At 59.2% G+C, this 15885-nt stretch carries 16 protein-coding genes; 11 read left to right on the top strand and 5 right to left on the bottom strand.

What is annotated here, in order from left to right:
• Positions 1-116 precede the first annotated feature (116 nt).
• Entirely contained in the window at positions 117-902 is a 786-nt protein-coding gene (locus tag HGP16_RS05805) for an alpha/beta fold hydrolase (RefSeq protein WP_168839049.1), read from the top strand.
• A gap of 98 nt (positions 903-1000) precedes the next feature.
• Here the strand turns inward: HGP16_RS05805 and HGP16_RS05800 are convergent, their stop codons facing one another.
• On the bottom strand, positions 1001-1801 hold the full coding sequence (locus HGP16_RS05800) for an enoyl-CoA hydratase-related protein (protein WP_168839048.1): 801 nt from the start codon (positions 1799-1801) through the stop codon (positions 1001-1003).
• A gap of 76 nt (positions 1802-1877) precedes the next feature.
• Here HGP16_RS05800 and cysE point away from each other — a divergent pair, with 76 nt between their 5' ends.
• The 5 genes from cysE to clpA all read left to right on the top strand — a co-directional run bounded on the left by cysE (position 1878) and on the right by clpA (position 6973).
• Positions 1878-2741, top strand: coding sequence for a serine O-acetyltransferase (gene cysE / locus HGP16_RS05795; RefSeq protein WP_168839047.1), 864 nt, complete (start codon positions 1878-1880; stop codon positions 2739-2741).
• A gap of 125 nt (positions 2742-2866) precedes the next feature.
• Positions 2867-3070, top strand: coding sequence for a DUF3126 family protein (locus HGP16_RS05790; protein WP_112340852.1), 204 nt, complete (start codon positions 2867-2869; stop codon positions 3068-3070).
• Between the two features lie 350 nt (positions 3071-3420).
• Positions 3421-3786 (top strand): phasin family protein, encoded by a 366-nt coding sequence (locus HGP16_RS05785; RefSeq protein ID WP_168839046.1) that lies wholly within the window; start codon positions 3421-3423, stop codon positions 3784-3786.
• A 291-nt stretch (positions 3787-4077) separates the two neighbouring features.
• Positions 4078-4431: an ATP-dependent Clp protease adapter ClpS gene (clpS, locus tag HGP16_RS05780; RefSeq protein WP_069612294.1), complete on the top strand. Its 354-nt coding sequence runs from the start codon at positions 4078-4080 to the stop codon at positions 4429-4431.
• Between the two features lie 10 nt (positions 4432-4441).
• A complete protein-coding gene (gene clpA, locus HGP16_RS05775; RefSeq protein ID WP_168839045.1) occupies positions 4442-6973 on the top strand; it encodes an ATP-dependent Clp protease ATP-binding subunit ClpA in 2532 nt (843 codons plus the stop codon).
• A gap of 109 nt (positions 6974-7082) precedes the next feature.
• Here clpA and HGP16_RS05770 read toward each other — a convergent pair whose 3' ends face one another.
• From HGP16_RS05770 to HGP16_RS05755, 4 genes are all read right to left on the bottom strand, one after another.
• Positions 7083-7511, bottom strand: a complete 429-nt coding sequence (locus tag HGP16_RS05770) for an HIT family protein (protein WP_168839044.1) — start codon at positions 7509-7511, stop codon at positions 7083-7085.
• A 141-nt stretch (positions 7512-7652) separates the two neighbouring features.
• Positions 7653-8840 carry a GNAT family N-acetyltransferase gene (locus HGP16_RS05765; RefSeq protein WP_168839043.1) on the bottom strand — a complete coding sequence of 396 codons (1188 nt, stop codon included), beginning with the start codon at positions 8838-8840 and terminating at the stop codon, positions 7653-7655.
• Positions 8841-8962: 122 nt separating this feature from the next.
• A complete protein-coding gene (locus tag HGP16_RS05760) occupies positions 8963-9682 on the bottom strand; it encodes a glycerophosphodiester phosphodiesterase (protein WP_168839042.1) in 720 nt (239 codons plus the stop codon).
• Complete coding sequence (locus HGP16_RS05755) at positions 9682-10149, bottom strand: RidA family protein (protein WP_168839041.1); 468 nt, start codon at positions 10147-10149, stop codon at positions 9682-9684. The genes HGP16_RS05760 and HGP16_RS05755 overlap by 1 nt, the downstream gene beginning before the upstream one ends.
• A gap of 135 nt (positions 10150-10284) precedes the next feature.
• Between HGP16_RS05755 and HGP16_RS05750 the strand changes: the two genes are divergently transcribed.
• The 5 genes from HGP16_RS05750 (at position 10285) to HGP16_RS05730 (ending at position 15827) form a co-directional block, all read left to right on the top strand.
• Complete coding sequence (locus HGP16_RS05750) at positions 10285-11112, top strand: cell envelope integrity EipB family protein (RefSeq protein ID WP_168839040.1); 828 nt, start codon at positions 10285-10287, stop codon at positions 11110-11112.
• A gap of 222 nt (positions 11113-11334) precedes the next feature.
• Positions 11335-12414: a toxic anion resistance protein gene (locus HGP16_RS05745; protein WP_168839039.1), complete on the top strand. Its 1080-nt coding sequence runs from the start codon at positions 11335-11337 to the stop codon at positions 12412-12414.
• A gap of 5 nt (positions 12415-12419) precedes the next feature.
• A complete protein-coding gene (locus HGP16_RS05740; protein ID WP_168839038.1) occupies positions 12420-13994 on the top strand; it encodes a VWA domain-containing protein in 1575 nt (524 codons plus the stop codon).
• Between the two features lie 109 nt (positions 13995-14103).
• A complete protein-coding gene (locus HGP16_RS05735; RefSeq protein ID WP_168839037.1) occupies positions 14104-14721 on the top strand; it encodes a 5-bromo-4-chloroindolyl phosphate hydrolysis family protein in 618 nt (205 codons plus the stop codon).
• Entirely contained in the window at positions 14721-15827 is a 1107-nt protein-coding gene (locus tag HGP16_RS05730; RefSeq protein ID WP_168839036.1) for a substrate-binding domain-containing protein, read from the top strand. The genes HGP16_RS05735 and HGP16_RS05730 overlap by 1 nt, the downstream gene beginning before the upstream one ends.
• The last annotated feature ends 58 nt before the right edge of the window (positions 15828-15885 follow it).

The raw sequence follows: 15885 nt of genomic DNA, 5'->3' as shown, positions 1-15885 counted from the left end.
TGTGTAGTGTGAAAGTCCGGCTTGATGCAGAGATTTTCGCACGCGCAGGGTTCATTTGATACTGCCGATAAAATATGGTCCGGCGCCAACGGAACCCAGCTTGCGAAGACGAAGCCATGAATTTGAATGCTCCTGCGATGTCCAATTTTGTCCGAGACGGACTGAAGCTCGCCTTTTTCGATGAAGGCGAGCCGAGCGGCCCGCCGGTGCTGCTGATTCATGGCTTTGCCTCGACGGCGATTGCGAACTGGGTCAATCCGGGCTGGCTGAAGACGCTGGGCGAAGCGGGTTACCGCGCGATCGCCATCGACAATCGCGGCCACGGCTTGAGCGACAAGCCTTATGACGCCGATGTCTACCACCCCTGGATCATGGCCGAGGATGCCGTCGCTCTTCTCGACCATCTCGGCATACCGGAGGCGCATGTGATGGGCTATTCCATGGGCGCGCGCGTTGCCACCTTCATGGCGATCGCCCATCCGGATCGCGTCCGCTCGCTGGTGCTGGGCGGTCTTGGTATCGGCATGGTCGAGGGGGTCGGCGATTGGGATCCGATCGCGGACGCGTTGGTTGCGCCGTCGCTCGATGATGTCACGCATGCGCGCGGGCGCATGTTCCGGGCCTTTGCGGAGCAGACGAAAAGCGACCGGCAGGCGCTGGCCGCCTGTATCCAGGGCTCGCGCGATCTGGCGGCGAGGGAAGATGTGGCAAGGATCGAAGCGCCGACTTTGATTGCCGTCGGCACCAAGGACGATATTGCCGGCTCGGGGCATGAACTGGCGGCGCTGATGCCGAACGCCGAGGCTATCGACATACCGAACCGCGATCATATGCTTGCCGTTGGAGACAAGGTCTTCAAGGCGGCGGTTCTCGAATTCTATCAGCGTCTCGACAAGCGCTAAGAGCATTCCCAGGAAAAGCGGCGGCGGGCCCGGAATGCGTCAGGAAACAAAAGGATGGAGCGGTTCCGCGATTCGAAGAAAAGCGGAAATGCTCGAGGTCACTTGCCGGTGAAATGGGGTTTCCGCCGCTCGGCAAAAGCAGCGCGGCCCTCGGCATAATCGGCGCTGTCGAAGGTCTCGGCGCCGATCACTTCCGCTTCGCGCAGCAGGTCGGGGTTCTGCTCGATGGCGGCACGGATCGCGAGCTTTGAGGCATGGAGCGCGATCGGCGCATTGGCGGCGATCGCGTGGGCGAGGGCGGAGACTTCACTGTCGAAAGCGTCCGCTTCGATTTCCTCCAGAAGAAAGCCGGCGGTAACCATTTTTTCGCTCGACATGGGCGCGCCCGTAAACAGCGTGACCTTGGCCATCTGCGCCCCAAGGGCATTGACGATATCCTGCACGGCATCGGCGGGATAGGCGATGCCGAGGCGAACGGCGGGTACGGAAAACCGGGCGCCTCGTTCGGCGATCCGCAAATCGCAGGCGGCCGCCAGCCCGAAGCCGCCGCCATAGCAGATGCCGCGGATTGCCGCGATCGTCGGCACGCGGCAATGCCGGATTGCCTCGAAAGCCTGGCTGTTCAACGCCTCGTAAGCGACTGCGGTCTCGGTGTTCTTGCGTACGCTATCGAATTCGCTGATATCGGCGCCGGCGGAAAAATCCCCGCCGCTGCCACGAAGGACGACCACATGTGCATGCGCTTCATCGGTCAGGATGCGCACGGCTTGCGGGATGGCACGCCACATGGCGGCGGTCACCGCATTCTTCCGGTCGGAGTTGCAGATGGTGATGGTGCCTATGGCATCGCTGCACGTCGCGCGGACGAGACCACCGGCAAAGTCATGCTCGAAATTCATGCGCGGCCAACCCATTTGTCTTGTGTGGCATTTAATCTATATAATGTATCCCTGACAGAAAATCGGGAGGCCGCCAATGGTCGCAGCAACGGACATTCGCCCGGTAGAGGGCTTAGGCGCGGTTAAGGTCATGGATCCCATCTGGGACAGCATGCGCGAGGAAGCTCGCGCCGCTGCCGAGCGGGATCCGCTGCTTGCCGCCTTCCTCTATTCGACGATCATCAACCATCGTTCGTTGGAGGAATGCGTCATCTATCGCATCTGCGAGCGCCTCGACCATCCGGACATGCAGGCCGTCCTCCTGCGGCAGACCTTCGAAGAGATGCTGACCGACTGGCCGGAGTGGGGATCGATCCTCCGCGTCGATATTCAGGCGGTCTACGATCGTGATCCCGCCTGCCTGCGTTTCCTCGAGCCCGTGCTCTATTTCAAGGGTTTCCACGCGCTGCAGACGCATCGTCTCGCGCACTGGCTCTACAATCACGGCCGCCGCGACTTCGCGCTCTATCTGCAGAGCCGTTCCTCCAGCGTCTTCCAGACCGATATCAATCCGGCGGCGCGCATCGGCAAGGGCATCTTCCTCGATCACGCCACCGGCCTCGTGGTGGGTGAAACCGCCGTGATCGGCGACAACGTCTCGATCCTGCACGGGGTCACACTTGGCGGAACCGGCAAGGAAGGCAGCGACCGTCATCCGAAAATCGCCCATGGCGTATTGATCGGCGCTGGCGCCAAGATTCTCGGCAATATCCAGATCGGCCACTGCTCGCGCATCGCCGCCGGCTCGGTGGTGCTGAAGGAAGTGCCGCCGAAGACCACGGTTGCCGGCGTTCCGGCCAAGGTGGTCGGCGAGGCGGGCTGTTCCGAGCCATCGCGCTCCATGGATCAGCTGCTCGCCGAACGAATGGTCGTCGACCAGATCATGGGCGCGGGCATCTAGGAAAAATTCAGCCTGACTTTCGGAGGCTTGCGCTGTCGCTGGACAGGTATGCGCGGTTCCGGTCTTTACACCGCCGCTTTTCCTATGCAAGAAGCGGCCAACCGAGATCCTCACGGAGAAGCATTGTGAAGCCTGAAGAAATCAAGAAGCTCGACGCCTATTTCAAGCGCACGTTCAACCCGCAGATGGTGGTGAAGGCCCGTCCGCGCAAGAACGATTCTGCGGAAGTCTATCTCGGCGAAGAGTTTCTGGGTGTCGTCTATATCGATGATGAAGATGGCGATCGCTCCTATAATTTCTCGATGGCGATCCTGGATGTCGATCTCTAATTTCGTCGATCTCGTATAGTGATTGAATATTCGGGCCGTATTTCATTGAAATGCGGCCTTTTTCTTTGGCAATTGCCCGTTCAATCATTCCGTAGCCGTTTTGAATCGCTGCAGCTTTTCCAGCCCAATTGCTAATATTTTGGCCAAAGCCTGTGGTTGCAAGGGCAATGATATATATTAGAAAAAACAGAATGATGCGGTGCACTCATCATCACTGACACTGCGTTGTCATCGGAAACGCAACCAAAGGGAGATATTGCGCCGCACAAGACTACTTGACTAATTGTGCGTCGCATTTAAGCTTTATCCTGTAAACCGGCCGCCGGCCGGCCAACAAGGGACGGAGAAGCATGTTTAATTTCGATGAAGCGAACAAGAAGGGCAAGGAAGCCATGGACACGGCGCTGAAGAGCTATTCCGATGTCACCAAGGGCTTTCAGGCGATTGCTGCTGAAGCCGCCGAATATTCCAAGAAGTCTTTCCAGGATGGCGTGACACACTTCGAAACGCTCGCCGGCGTCAAGAGCTTCGAAGCTGCCTTCGAATTGCAGAGCAGCTATGTGAAGTCTTCCTACGAAAACTTCGTCGCCGAAGCCACCAAGCTCGGCGAAATGTATGCCGATATCGCCAAGACCGCCTATAAGCCTTACGAAGCGCCCGTCGCGGCTGCGACGAAGGCTGCCGGTAAGGCAGCACCAACGGCAACCGCCGCTTAAAACTTTCGCCGAAAGGCAAAATTTCCGGAAAGACCGGCGACGCGGTATGCGTGGCCGGTCTTTTGCGTTTTGGCGCGCTGAACCGAAGTTGAGGATATGCAGCGACTTTTTTGGCCGCAGCCCGCTTTGTCAGCGAATTGTGATTGCAGTGTCCAGCAAGGGGCTTAAAATCACGCCAATATGAACTAAGTTAGAGGTTCGGATATCCGGCCCGACCAAGTGAAGAAAATAATCCTAGTTGCCAAGTCGGAATGCGATAGCTTGTGCCGGATGATTTGAGGAATGAATGAAATGATCGCTGAGCCGATCCGGATGCAAAACAACAGCGAAAGGAACGGGGACAACGGAAATCGCGGGACCTCGGTGATTACGCGCACCAAGCCCAAAACCAAGAAACCCAATCTATACCGCGTGCTGCTTCTGAATGATGACTATACGCCCATGGACTTCGTGATCCATATCCTGGAGCGTTTCTTTCAAAAGGATCTCGAGAGTGCCACCCGCATTATGCTTCATGTTCACAACCACGGCGTGGGCGAATGCGGGATATATACATATGAAGTAGCCGAAACGAAGGTGAGTCAGGTGATGGATTTTGCCCGGCAGCACCAGCATCCGCTGCAATGTGTTATGGAAAAGAAGTGAGGATCTGAACGTGCCAACATTTTCGCCTAGTCTTGAGAAGGCGCTGCATCAGGCACTGACCTACGCGAACGAGCGGCATCACGAGTATGCCACGCTGGAACATCTGCTTTTGGCGCTGGTAGACGACGCCGATGCCGCAGCTGTCATGGGCGCGTGCAATGTTGATCTCGACGCGCTCCGTAAGACTCTGACTGAATACGTCGATAATGAACTTTCCAACCTGGTCACGGGCTATGATGAAGACTCGAAGCCGACCTCCGGCTTCCAGCGCGTCATCCAGCGCGCCGTGATCCATGTGCAATCTTCCGGCCGCGAGGAAGTGACGGGCGCCAACGTTCTCGTCGCGATTTTCGCGGAGCGGGAAAGCCATGCTGCATTCTTCCTGCAGGAGCAGGAAATGACCCGCTACGATGCGGTCAACTATATCTCCCACGGTATCGGCAAGCGTCCGGGCTCTACCCAGACCCGCACGCCGCGCGGTGCCGAGGAAAGCGAATCCGAGAGCAAGCCGACCTCCCGCGGCGAGCAGGAGGAAGGCAACGGCAAGAAGCAGCAGGATGCGCTGAAGGCCTATTGTGTCAACCTCAATGAGAAGGCCAAGAACGGCAAGATCGATCCGCTGATCGGCCGTCACTCGGAGGTCAACCGCACCATCCAGGTGCTGTGCCGCCGTTCGAAGAACAATCCGCTCTATGTCGGTGATCCCGGCGTCGGCAAGACGGCGATCGCCGAAGGTCTTGCCAAGCGCATCGTCGAGGGCAAGGTTCCCGAGGCTCTGGCAGACGCAACGATCTTTTCGCTCGATATGGGCACGCTGCTGGCCGGCACCCGTTATCGCGGCGATTTCGAAGAACGCCTGAAGCAGGTCGTCAAGGAACTCGAAGAGTATCCGGGCGCGGTGCTGTTCATCGATGAAATCCACACCGTTATCGGTGCGGGGGCCACGTCCGGTGGCGCGATGGATGCTTCGAACCTGTTGAAGCCGGCGCTTTCCTCGGGTGCGATCCGTTGCATCGGTTCGACCACCTACAAGGAATATCGCCAGTTCTTCGAAAAGGACCGGGCACTTGTGCGCCGCTTCCAGAAGATCGACGTCAACGAGCCGAGCATTGAAGATGCCATCGAAATCATGAAGGGCCTGAAGCCCTATTTCGAAGAGTATCATCACCTGCGTTACTCGAACGACGCCATCAAGTCGGCTGTCGAACTGTCCGCTCGCTACATCTCCGACCGCAAGCTGCCGGACAAGGCGATCGACGTCATCGACGAAACCGGTGCCGCGCAAATGCTGCTGCCGCCGTCGAAGCGCCGCAAGCTGATAACCGAGCGCGAGATCGAGGTGACGATCGCCACCATGGCTCGCATCCCGCCGAAGACGGTTTCCAAGGATGACGAGATGGTTCTCGCCAATCTTGAACAGGAACTGCGTTCGGTCGTCTACGGCCAGGATACGGCTATCGAAGCGCTCTCGACCTCGATCAAGCTGGCCCGTGCGGGCTTGCGCGAACCGAACAAGCCGATCGGCTGCTACGTCTTCTCCGGCCCCACGGGCGTCGGCAAGACGGAAGTCGCCAAGCAGCTTGCCTCGTCGCTCGGCGTCGAGCTGCTGCGCTTCGACATGTCGGAATATATGGAGCGTCATACGGTTTCCCGTCTGCTCGGCGCACCTCCCGGCTATGTCGGCTTCGACCAGGGCGGCCTCTTGACCGATGGTGTCGACCAGCATCCGCACAGCGTCGTCCTGCTCGACGAAATCGAGAAGGCGCATCCGGATATCTTCAATATCCTGCTGCAGGTCATGGACCATGGCGCGCTGACCGACCACAACGGCAAGAAGATCGACTTCCGCAATGTCATCCTGATCATGACGACCAATGCGGGCGCTTCGGAAATGGCCAAGGCCGCCATCGGCTTCGGCTCGTCCAGGCGCACGGGCGAGGATGAAGAGGCTCTCAACCGCCTGTTTACGCCGGAGTTCCGCAACCGTCTGGATGCGGTCATTCCCTTCGCGCCGCTGCCGACGACTGTTATCCACAAGGTCGTGCAGAAGTTCATCATGCAGCTGGAAGCGCAGCTTTCCGAACGGAACGTTACCTTCGACCTGCACGAGGACGCGATCGCATGGCTGTCCGAGAAGGGCTATGACGACAAGATGGGCGCCCGTCCGCTGGCGCGCGTCATCCAGGAAAACATCAAGAAGCCGCTGGCGAACGAAATCCTCTTCGGCAAGCTGAAGAAGGGTGGCGTCGTCACCGTCACGGTCGGCAAAAAGGAGGACGGTTCCACCGGCATCCTGCTCGACGCGATCGCAGACACCGCTCCGATCCGGCCCAAACCGGAAGCCGAAGTCGGCGACGGGCCGGTCGAGGTGGAGGAGGATGACGGCGATACCGTCAAGACCCGGAGCCGCGTCGGCAAGGCCGGAACAGCAACCGATGCCCGCCGTTCCGCGAAGGCTTCGACATCAAGCGAAAGCGATGAGCCGGGAGGCAAGTCGCCGCGCAAGGGTGGCGGCGCGGTCCCGAAGGTTCCGCGCAAGTAATCGCCGATCGGCTGCTTGAAAAAAATAAAACGGCTGCATTAGGAATAATGCAGCCGTTTTTATATATTTATGAAGAAAACCTCAGAAATGACTTGAGGAGTTCAGCGCGTCAGGCCAAGGCCTCGATGATCTTCTTGGCATTGTCAGCCAGCACCGCGCCATCTTCCATCTTGCCCGAATGCGGCTTCAGCGCGACGCCTTCGAGGCGCGGGATGATGTGGAAATGCAAATGGAACACCGTCTGGCCGGCGGCCGGTTCGTTGAACTGGGCGATATAGACGCCGTCGGCATCGAAAGCCTCCTGAACCGCGATGGCGATCTTCTGTACCACGGTGATTGCGTGCTGCAACGCGGCCGGATCGGCATCGAGAATGTTGCGGGAAGGTGACTTCGGCATAACCAGCGTATGGCCGGGCGACTGCGGCATCACATCCATGAAGGCAACCGTGTGCTCGTCTTCATAGACGCGATAGGACGGGATATCGCCCTTCAGGATCTTCGCGAAGATATTGTTGTCGTCATAAGCGGGACTGGTCATCCAGGGTCTCCTCGTCTTCCGTTTATTGTTGTCCTGAACGGCTGGAGCAATTCCAGGAAAATTCTAGAGCGGCTTCCGTCCGGAATTGCGTAAAAACAAAAAAGATAGAGTGTTTTCGCGATTCCAGGAACGCGGAACGCTTTAGATATCCTGCCGTTCCCCTTTGCGGAAGGGGCTATGTTCGGTAAGGATTTCGCTCATTTCCTCCACTTGTTCCCGTTCGTGCTCCAGGTAGTCGGCAACGGCGCGCCGCAGGCCATGATGACCGATATAGTGCGCGGAATGCGTGATGACCGGAAGATAGCCGCGCGCCAGCTTATGCTCGCCCTGCGCGCCGGCTTCCACCCGCTTCAGCCCCTTCTCAAGCGCAAAATCGATCGCCTGATGATAGCAGACTTCGAAATGCAGAAAGGGATGATCTTCGATGCAGCCCCAATGCCGGCCAAACAACGTCTCGCCGCCGATGAAGTTGATGGCGCCGGCGATGTAGCGGCCCTCCCGCTTGGCCATGACGAGCAGGATGTCGTCGGGCATGCGCTCGCCGATCAGTGAATAGAATTTTCGGGTGAGATAGGGACGACCCCATTTGCGGCTGCCCGTATCCATGTAGAAGGCGAAGAACTGGTCCCAGATGTTTTCGGTGAGATCGCTGCCGGTCAGCCAGTCGATGGTAATGCCGTGCTCGACTGCCGTGCGCCGCTCCTTCTTCAGCGCCTTGCGTTTGCGCGACGCCAGCGTTTCCAGGAAAGCATCGTGATCCGCATAGCCTTCATTGATGAAATGAAACTGCTGGTCGGTGCGATGCAGATAGCCGTCGCCCTCGAAGACGGACGCCTCTTCTTCCGGCAGAAAGGTGATGTGCGCCGAGGATACGCCGAGTTGCCGGGTGACTTCCTTGAGGCTCTCGGCGAGCGCCGGCTGCAGCACGCTCCGATCCTGCCCCTCGGCGACAAGCAGCCGCGGCCCGGTGGCGGGCGTGAAGGGAATCGAGCATTGCAGCTTCGGATAATAGCGGCCGCCGGCGCGCTCGAAAGCATCGGCCCAGCCATGATCGAAGACATATTCACCCTGGCTGTGGCTCTTGAGATAGCCCGCGACGGCACCGAGCAATTCGCCGCCGTCGGTTTCGAGCAACAGATGATTGCCGAGCCAGCCCGTCTTGTCGGTCGCGGAGCCGGACTCCTCGAGCGACGACAGGAAGGCGTGCGAGACGAAGGGATTGTATGGCAGCAGGCTGCCGGTTCTGGACGCTCCGGCTAGCTTGGACCAGCTCTCCGGGGCGATGTTCTTGAAGGATCGTTCAACTCGAATGGATAATTCGTCTGTCATCAAGTTCTTGCGCTGAGAAGGAAGGGAGGGCTCTCACCGCTGCGCCTCCATCCGGGAGGATACGTCGCAGGCGCAGCGGTAATTTGGGTTTGCGCAAAGCCTCTCCTTCAATCGATCCCGATTTACGAGGCCAGGCGCGGGTCAAAACCTTCGAAGGTCATTTGGTCTGCATTGGCAAATGTATGTTTGCGGGCCGCCTCATCGCGCACGGTCCAGGTGATGACCGGAATACCGCGCTGGCGCTGCGCCGTGACGAAAGGGTTCGGCAGGTGGCCGTAAAAGTACGAAATGAAGTCTAGCCCAAGATGCATGGCTTCGTCATGCTGAAAAAACGTCTCGGGCTTGTTTCCTTCGGCCGTAAGCCCGACGGGGTAGGGTGCTTCCAGGCCTTTAAGGTCCTTGAGCAGCCAATGGTCGAAGCTCATCAGCGCGACATGGCCCTTATAGCCTTCCAGCACCTCGAGAACGGATTCCGCAAAGCCTTCGTCATCGTCTTCGCGTCCCTTGAGTTCCAGCACCAGCGGCACCTTGCCGTCGCAGAGCCGCAGAAGCTGCTTCAGCGTCGGGATCTTGTCCTTGGTGCCGCCGATCGAGAGCAGGCCGAGCTCGGCCGAGGTGCGCTCCCGCACTTCGCCGGGCAGGTTGCAGACGCGCTGCAGGTCATCGTCATGGAAGACGACCGGAACGCCGTCCGAGGCGTAATGCAGATCGCATTCTATCGCGAAACCTGCCTCGATGGCGCGGCTGAAGGCCGAGAGCGTGTTCTCCCATATTTCCTTGTTCATGTCATGATAGCCACGGTGAGCGACGGGATGCTCGGTCAGCCAGGCAAGCTTGCTCATTATGCGATTTCCAGAATGGCATCGATTTCAACGGCGGCATTGAGCGGCAGGGCTGCCATGCCGACAGCGGCGCGGGCATGCTTGCCGGCTTCGCCCAATACATTTGCCAGAAGATTGGAAGCGCCGTTGATCACAAGATGTTGTTCGACGAAATCCGGGGTCGAAGCGACGAAGCCGTTCAGCTTGATCAGCCGCTTGATCCGGCCGAGCTCGCCTCCGAGCGCGGCCTTCGCCTGGGCGAGAATATTGATGGCGCAGAGTTCTGCCGCGCGCTGGCCGCCGGCGACATCGACGTCCTTGCCGAGATGGCCCGTCACGCCGATCTTGCCGTTTTCCATCGGCAGCTGCCCCGACAGATAGAGAAGATTGCCGCTGATGACATAGGGAACATAGTTGGCGGCCGGTGCCGCGGCTTGCGGCAGAACGATGCCGAGTTCCTTCAGGCGACCCTCGATGGCGTCGGACATTTTCATCTCCCGTTTTGTTGTAAAAACTTCAAAAATCCGGCATCAAGACTAAATTCCGTCACTTGGGATCGGCAGTCTCGTTTTAGCCGAAAGCGTTCTTATAACATCGCATGCGAGTCCAACAGGAGATAATGAATGTTCCGCTCGAGTCTTGCTGCCACCGTCGTTTCGGGGCTGGGCATTCTGTCACTGGCGACTTCGGCAGCTCATGCAGCCGGTCCGAGCGGGCTGATCGCGCATCGCGCCGTCTATGATCTCGAGCTGAAGGATGCTTCCGATCGTTCCGGCATTTCCGGCATGGTCGGCCGCATGGTCTATGAGTTCGAAGGCTCCGATTGCGCCGGGTTCACCACCAATTTCCGCTTCGTGACAAGGATCGACACGGGCGATTCCACCCGCGTCAGCGACCAGCAGACGACGACATTCGAGGATCTCGGCAAGCGCCTGTTCCGCTTCGAGACCAAGTCCTTTACCGATAACCAGCTCGACAAGGACGTACGGGGTGCCGCAAGCGACGATCAAAAGGGTATCAAGGTCGATCTGACGCAGCCGCATAACAAGCAGGTCGAACTCATCCAGAGCCGCTTCCCGACGGAGCATATGCTCGACATCATCCATAACGCCAAGCTCGGCAGGAATTTCTTCGAGGCGCAGGTCTTCGACGGCTCCGATGACGGCGACAAGCCGCTCATCGCCACCACGGTCGTGGGGAAGGAACAGCCTCCGGCCACGGATGATCCCGATGCCGACAAGGCCGGCGCCTTCGCCAAGACGTCCTTCTGGCCGGTGACCGTGGCTTATTTCAACGAGAAGTCCACAGGCGACGCCACGCCCGTCTACCGCATGTCCTTCAAGCTCTACGAGAACGGCATAACGCGTGATCTCACCATGGATTACGGTGACTTCGTATTGACCGGCAAGCTTACCAAGCTCGAGGTTCTCGATACCAAGGCGTGCCAGTAGTCCGGCGCGCGGCGTTGGGTCGGCCGAAACATAAAATCATCGTCATAAAACTGTGATCTAAGCTTCACTATGGTGTGAAACGATTGGCACGTGTGGGTGAGTCCGTCTTTCGCTCGCGCCGATCTGGAATTGTAGTGGGGCGCGCGGGGGAATGATCGCCTTTTGGGGCGATTGAAAATTTTTGCGGTCGGCTCCGTGTTTATGGACGAGAAAGCACGACCTATGAGCAATACCGACATCTCCGCCGGTTCCACCAACAGCCTGCCGGCTGTCGCCGCCGATCCGGCGGAAATCGCCCGCATCGGCGACGGCATCGATCTGACCGATCGCGCCGGCATTTCCGTCTATGGCGATCGCGCCCAGCAGGCCGTTTCCGATTATTCCGATCGTATCCTGCGCGAAGTTCGCAATCGCGATCTTGGCGAGGTCGGCAAGCTGCTGACCGATATCATCGTCAAATCAAAGAAGCTGGACCCCGCTTCCCTGAAGGACGAGGGTTTCCTCTCGCGGATGTTTTCCTCGTTCAGGGCGAGGCTCGAGCGCTTCAAGGAACAATTCGAGGATGTCGCCGGCCAGATCGACCGCATCGGGCTCGAGCTCGATCGGCACAAGGATATCCTGCGCCGGGATATCGCCCTGCTGGACGATCTGCATGAGGAGACGAAGCAATCCATCGTGCAGCTCGATGCCTATGTGCAGGCCGGCAAGGATTTTGCCGAGCGTTTTCGGTCCACCGAACTTCCCCGCCTGAAGAACGTCGCCGATGCGGCTTCCGCTAATCCTGGCGGCGGCATGCTGGAAGCGCAGATCTACCAGGATAGCCTTCAGGCCCTCGATCGGCTGGAAAAGCGGGTTTTCTACCTGCAGCAGGCCCGTCAGCTCGGTATCCAGCAATTGCCGCAGATCCGTATCGTCCAGTCGGGCGATGAAACCCTGATCGAAAACCTGCAGGCGACTTCCGCGCTGACGGTGCCGGCCTGGAAGCAGAAGATGGTGATTCTGCTCGGCTTGACGCAGCAGAAATCCGCGCTCGACCTGCAAAAGACTGTTACCGACGCCACCAACGACATGATCCGTCAGGCATCGAAAATGATGAAGGATCAGGCGATCGCCATAGAACAGCAATCGCAGCGCGGTATCGTCGATATCGACACGCTTGCGGCTGCCAACCGCGACCTGATCGACACGATCAGTGGTGTCCTGAAGGTGCAGGAGGATGGCCGCGCCAAGCGGGCAGAGGCCGAGCAGCGGATGCAGAAAATGACCATAGAGCTCAAGAAAGCAATGATCGAGGCGCGGTAATTCGCATGACAATCCGCACATTTGTTACCGGCTTGACGCTCGCGTCAGCTCTTGCGCTGAGCGGCTGCGATGTCGGCGGCCAGGGGCCGAAGTTCTCGATCGTTTCCGGCTCGGAAAATACGGTTCTTCAGCCTGTTGTCGAGGAATTCTGCAAGGAGAAGAAGGCGACTTGCACCTTCGCCTACGAGGGCACGCTGGATATCGGCTTGGCCCTGCAGAGCGAGAAGGGTGTCGAGCAGGACGCAGTCTGGCCGGCCTCGAGCGTCTGGGTCGACATGTTCGATGCCAAGCGCCGGGTGAAGTCGCTGACATCGGTCGCGCAGATGCCCGTCATTCTCGGCCTACGCAAATCCAAGGCCGAGGTGCTCGGCTGGGTCGGCAAGCCGGTTTATATGAAGGACATTCTGGCGGCGGTGAAGAACGGCTCGCTGAAATTTCTCATGACATCGGCGACGCAATCCAATTCCGGCGCCAGCGCCTATCTCGGCATGCTTTCGAGCGCGCTCGGCAACAAGCCCGTGATCGAGCCGGGCGATCTCGACAAGCCGGAGGTTCAGGGTGCGGTCCGCTCGCTGCTTGCCGGTGTCGAGCGCTCTTCGGGTTCGTCTGGCTGGCTTGCCGATCTCTACACCGACTCGGCCGCAAAGGGCGTGCTCTACGACGCCATGTGGAATTACGAGGCGGTGCTGAAGGAAACCAACGACAAGCTCGCAGGCATGGGCAAGGAACCGCTTTATGCCATCTATCCCGCCGATGGCGTGGTCGTTGCCGATTCGCCGATCGGCTTCGTCGATCACGGACGAGGGCAGGAGGTCGAGACCTTCTTCAATCAGCTTGTCGATTATCTGCGCTCCGCTTCGGTGCAGAAGCGCATCGCCGATACCGGCCGCCGCATTCCTCTCGCCGACGTTGCCGCAAAGCCGGATCCGTCATGGAATTTCGATCCGACCCGGCTCGTGACGGCGATCCGCATGCCGGAACCTGCCGTCATCCGCCAGGCACTCGATCTCTATCAGGTCGCTCTGCGCAAGCCGTCGCTGACCGCTCTCTGTCTCGATTTCTCGGGCTCGATGGGGGGCAAGGGCGAGGAGCAGCTCCAGGCGGCCATGCGATTCCTGTTCAATCCCGGCGAAACAGGCAAAGTGCTGGCGCAATGGACGCCGGCCGATCGTATCATGGTCATTCCGTTCGACGCCGATGTGCGCACGACTTTCGAGGGCACGGGAGATCCGGCTCAGCAGAAAATGCTTGTCGACAAGGTTTCGCGCCAGCACGCAGACGGCGGCACGGATATGTATGCCTGCGCAAGCAGGGCGCTTGACTGGATAAGTGCGACGCGGGATCTGTCATCCTATCTGCCGGCGGTCGTCATCATGACCGATGGGAGATCCGATGATGCCAACGGTGATTTCATGAGCCGCTGGGCATCGGTGAACCCGCATGTGCCGGTGTTCGGTATCACCTTCGGCGATGCGGACAAGCGGCAGCTCGATGCTATCGCAAAGGAGACCTCGGCACGCGTGTTCGACGGTCGCGGCGATCTGGTCAGCGCGTTCCGGGCAGTGCGCGGTTATAACTAGAGCATTTCTGTTTTAAATGAAGCCACAGAAATGCTCTATCCCTTTGTTTTCTCGCAATTCCGGACGCAAAACCGCTTCGCACGTTTGCTGGAATTGCTTTAGGACGATAATGCGCAATTGGTTCGGCAATGACTGGAATTGGATCGTGGCGGGGCTTGCCGCCGCGATCGTCGTTCCTTTGCTTAGCTTTTTTGCCGGCATGCCGATATGGATCGCGGCGCTGATCGGTCTCTTGGTGTTCGTCGGCCTGATCTTCGTGCTCGCGCCCACGCGCCTGTTTGAAGGGCTGGATGCGAAGGCAATCGGCAGGGGACGCCTGGACTTTGCCCGTGACCTGTTGAGTGCGGCGACACCGGCCGCACAAAGGCTGGAGGCATCGGCAGGTCAGATCGCCAGCAAGGAACCGGCAGAACGGGTGCGGCATCTGGCTGACATTGCCGCCGACGTCTTCGCCAAGGTGGAGGCCAATCCGGAAAGTGCCGGCACGGTCCGGCGGTTCCTCAGCTATTATCTGCCGCGGGCGGCGGAGGTGGCGGAAGGATTTGCCGTGATCGAGGCGAAACGCCAGCCGGACGCCGCGCGCCTGCAGGAGGTGGGTCTCGTCCTGACCAAGCTGGAAGACGCTTTCGTGCACTATTCCGACAGCCTGCTCGAAGACAGGCTCGATACGCTTGATACCGAGCTGCGCCTCATACAGGCTTCGCTCAAAGAGGATATAAGACGCTGATGGCCATTTCCCGCCGCGCTTTTGGAGTAGGGCTTCTTGCCGCCGGTGTCGCGGGGACTGGAGGCTATTTCGCGATCAAGGACCGTCCGGAGCTGCAGGGGCTGCTTGGCAACCGCACCAAGCTCTTCGGCTTTATCGGCGGCGAGAAGGAAGCCTTCCTGGCCGATAGCGACGTGATCTCGGCACTTCACGGTTACGGATTGGAGATCAACAGCCGCGTAGCCGGTTCGGTGGAGATGGTGCGCGAGCAGGCGCTTCTCTCGCAGGACCCCGCGTTCCTGTGGCCGTCTTCGTCGATCATGGTCGATATCGCCCGTCAGGGCGGCGTCAAGATCCGCAATGATCGCGTCATCCTCAATACGCCCGTCGTCATCTATTCGTGGCAGCCCGTCGTCGACGGATTGACGAAGGCCGGGCTCGTCACTACGACCCCGGCGGGGCAGCACCAGCTCGACCTCAAGGCGCTGCTGGACGCAATGCTTGCCGGAACGAACTGGTCGAAGCTCGGCGTCAACTCGCTCTATGGCCAGGCCCGAATCGTCTCGACGGATCCCAACCGTTCCAACTCCGGCTTCATGTTCTCCGGCCTCGTGCTCAGCCTTCTGAGCGGCAATGTCGCGAGCGCTGAAAGCCTCGCGCAGTTCGGCGACAAGGCGCAGACGATCTTCCGCAACATGGGCTTCAAGTCGTCGTCATCAGGCAAGCTGTTCGAGCAGTATCTCGCCGGCGGCATCGGCGGCGAGCCGATGATCGTCGGCTACGAGAATCAGCTGGTGGAATGGATTATCGCCGACCCGAAGCGCTGGCAGAGGATACAGGCCGGCAACGGCGCCAAGCCCGTGGTGCTCTATCCGCATCCGACAGTCTATTCCGCGCACCCGCTGATCGCCATCGATGAACAGGTCGATCGCATGATCGAGGCCCTGGTCAGCCCGCGGCTGCAGGAGCTTGCCTGGACCAAGCACGGTTTCCGGGGGCCGCTGGGAACAATGACCGGCGATGCCGACAGCGCGATTGCCGGCCTGCTGCCGGCTGAAATCGATGCCGTATTGCCGCTGCCGGACGCCAATGTCATGCTGGCGCTGCTCGATAAACTGGCGGCTTGAGGGCAGGGTAGGGTTATTTTTCGACCCAAAGCCTTGCATTCCAAGTGAATCGAATGTA

This window comes from Rhizobium sp. P40RR-XXII (genome assembly GCF_012641405.1).
Classification (GTDB): domain Bacteria; phylum Pseudomonadota; class Alphaproteobacteria; order Rhizobiales; family Rhizobiaceae; genus Rhizobium.
The sequence above is the reverse complement of the archived record's forward strand: the minus strand, read 5'-3'. Positions and strand labels throughout refer to the sequence as shown.

Excerpts from the sequence above, each read along its gene's own strand:
- HGP16_RS05770 (WP_168839044.1), bottom strand. The coding sequence starts at position 7,511 with ATGACCAGTCCCGCTTATGACGACAACAATATCTTCGCGAAGATCCTG.
- HGP16_RS05735 (WP_168839037.1), top strand. The coding sequence starts at position 14,104 with ATGCGCAATTGGTTCGGCAATGACTGGAATTGGATCGTGGCGGGGCTT.
- HGP16_RS05760 (WP_168839042.1), bottom strand. The coding sequence starts at position 9,682 with ATGAGCAAGCTTGCCTGGCTGACCGAGCATCCCGTCGCTCACCGTGGC.
- HGP16_RS05765 (WP_168839043.1), bottom strand. The coding sequence starts at position 8,840 with ATGACAGACGAATTATCCATTCGAGTTGAACGATCCTTCAAGAACATC.
- HGP16_RS05755 (WP_168839041.1), bottom strand. The coding sequence starts at position 10,149 with ATGTCCGACGCCATCGAGGGTCGCCTGAAGGAACTCGGCATCGTTCTG.
- HGP16_RS05800 (WP_168839048.1), bottom strand. The coding sequence starts at position 1,801 with ATGAATTTCGAGCATGACTTTGCCGGTGGTCTCGTCCGCGCGACGTGC.
- clpS (WP_069612294.1), top strand. The coding sequence starts at position 4,078 with ATGATCGCTGAGCCGATCCGGATGCAAAACAACAGCGAAAGGAACGGG.
- HGP16_RS05785 (WP_168839046.1), top strand. The coding sequence starts at position 3,421 with ATGTTTAATTTCGATGAAGCGAACAAGAAGGGCAAGGAAGCCATGGAC.
- HGP16_RS05750 (WP_168839040.1), top strand. The coding sequence starts at position 10,285 with ATGTTCCGCTCGAGTCTTGCTGCCACCGTCGTTTCGGGGCTGGGCATT.
- HGP16_RS05745 (WP_168839039.1), top strand. The coding sequence starts at position 11,335 with ATGAGCAATACCGACATCTCCGCCGGTTCCACCAACAGCCTGCCGGCT.
- HGP16_RS05805 (WP_168839049.1), top strand. The coding sequence starts at position 117 with ATGAATTTGAATGCTCCTGCGATGTCCAATTTTGTCCGAGACGGACTG.
- HGP16_RS05730 (WP_168839036.1), top strand. The coding sequence starts at position 14,721 with ATGGCCATTTCCCGCCGCGCTTTTGGAGTAGGGCTTCTTGCCGCCGGT.
- cysE (WP_168839047.1), top strand. The coding sequence starts at position 1,878 with ATGGTCGCAGCAACGGACATTCGCCCGGTAGAGGGCTTAGGCGCGGTT.
- HGP16_RS05740 (WP_168839038.1), top strand. The coding sequence starts at position 12,420 with ATGACAATCCGCACATTTGTTACCGGCTTGACGCTCGCGTCAGCTCTT.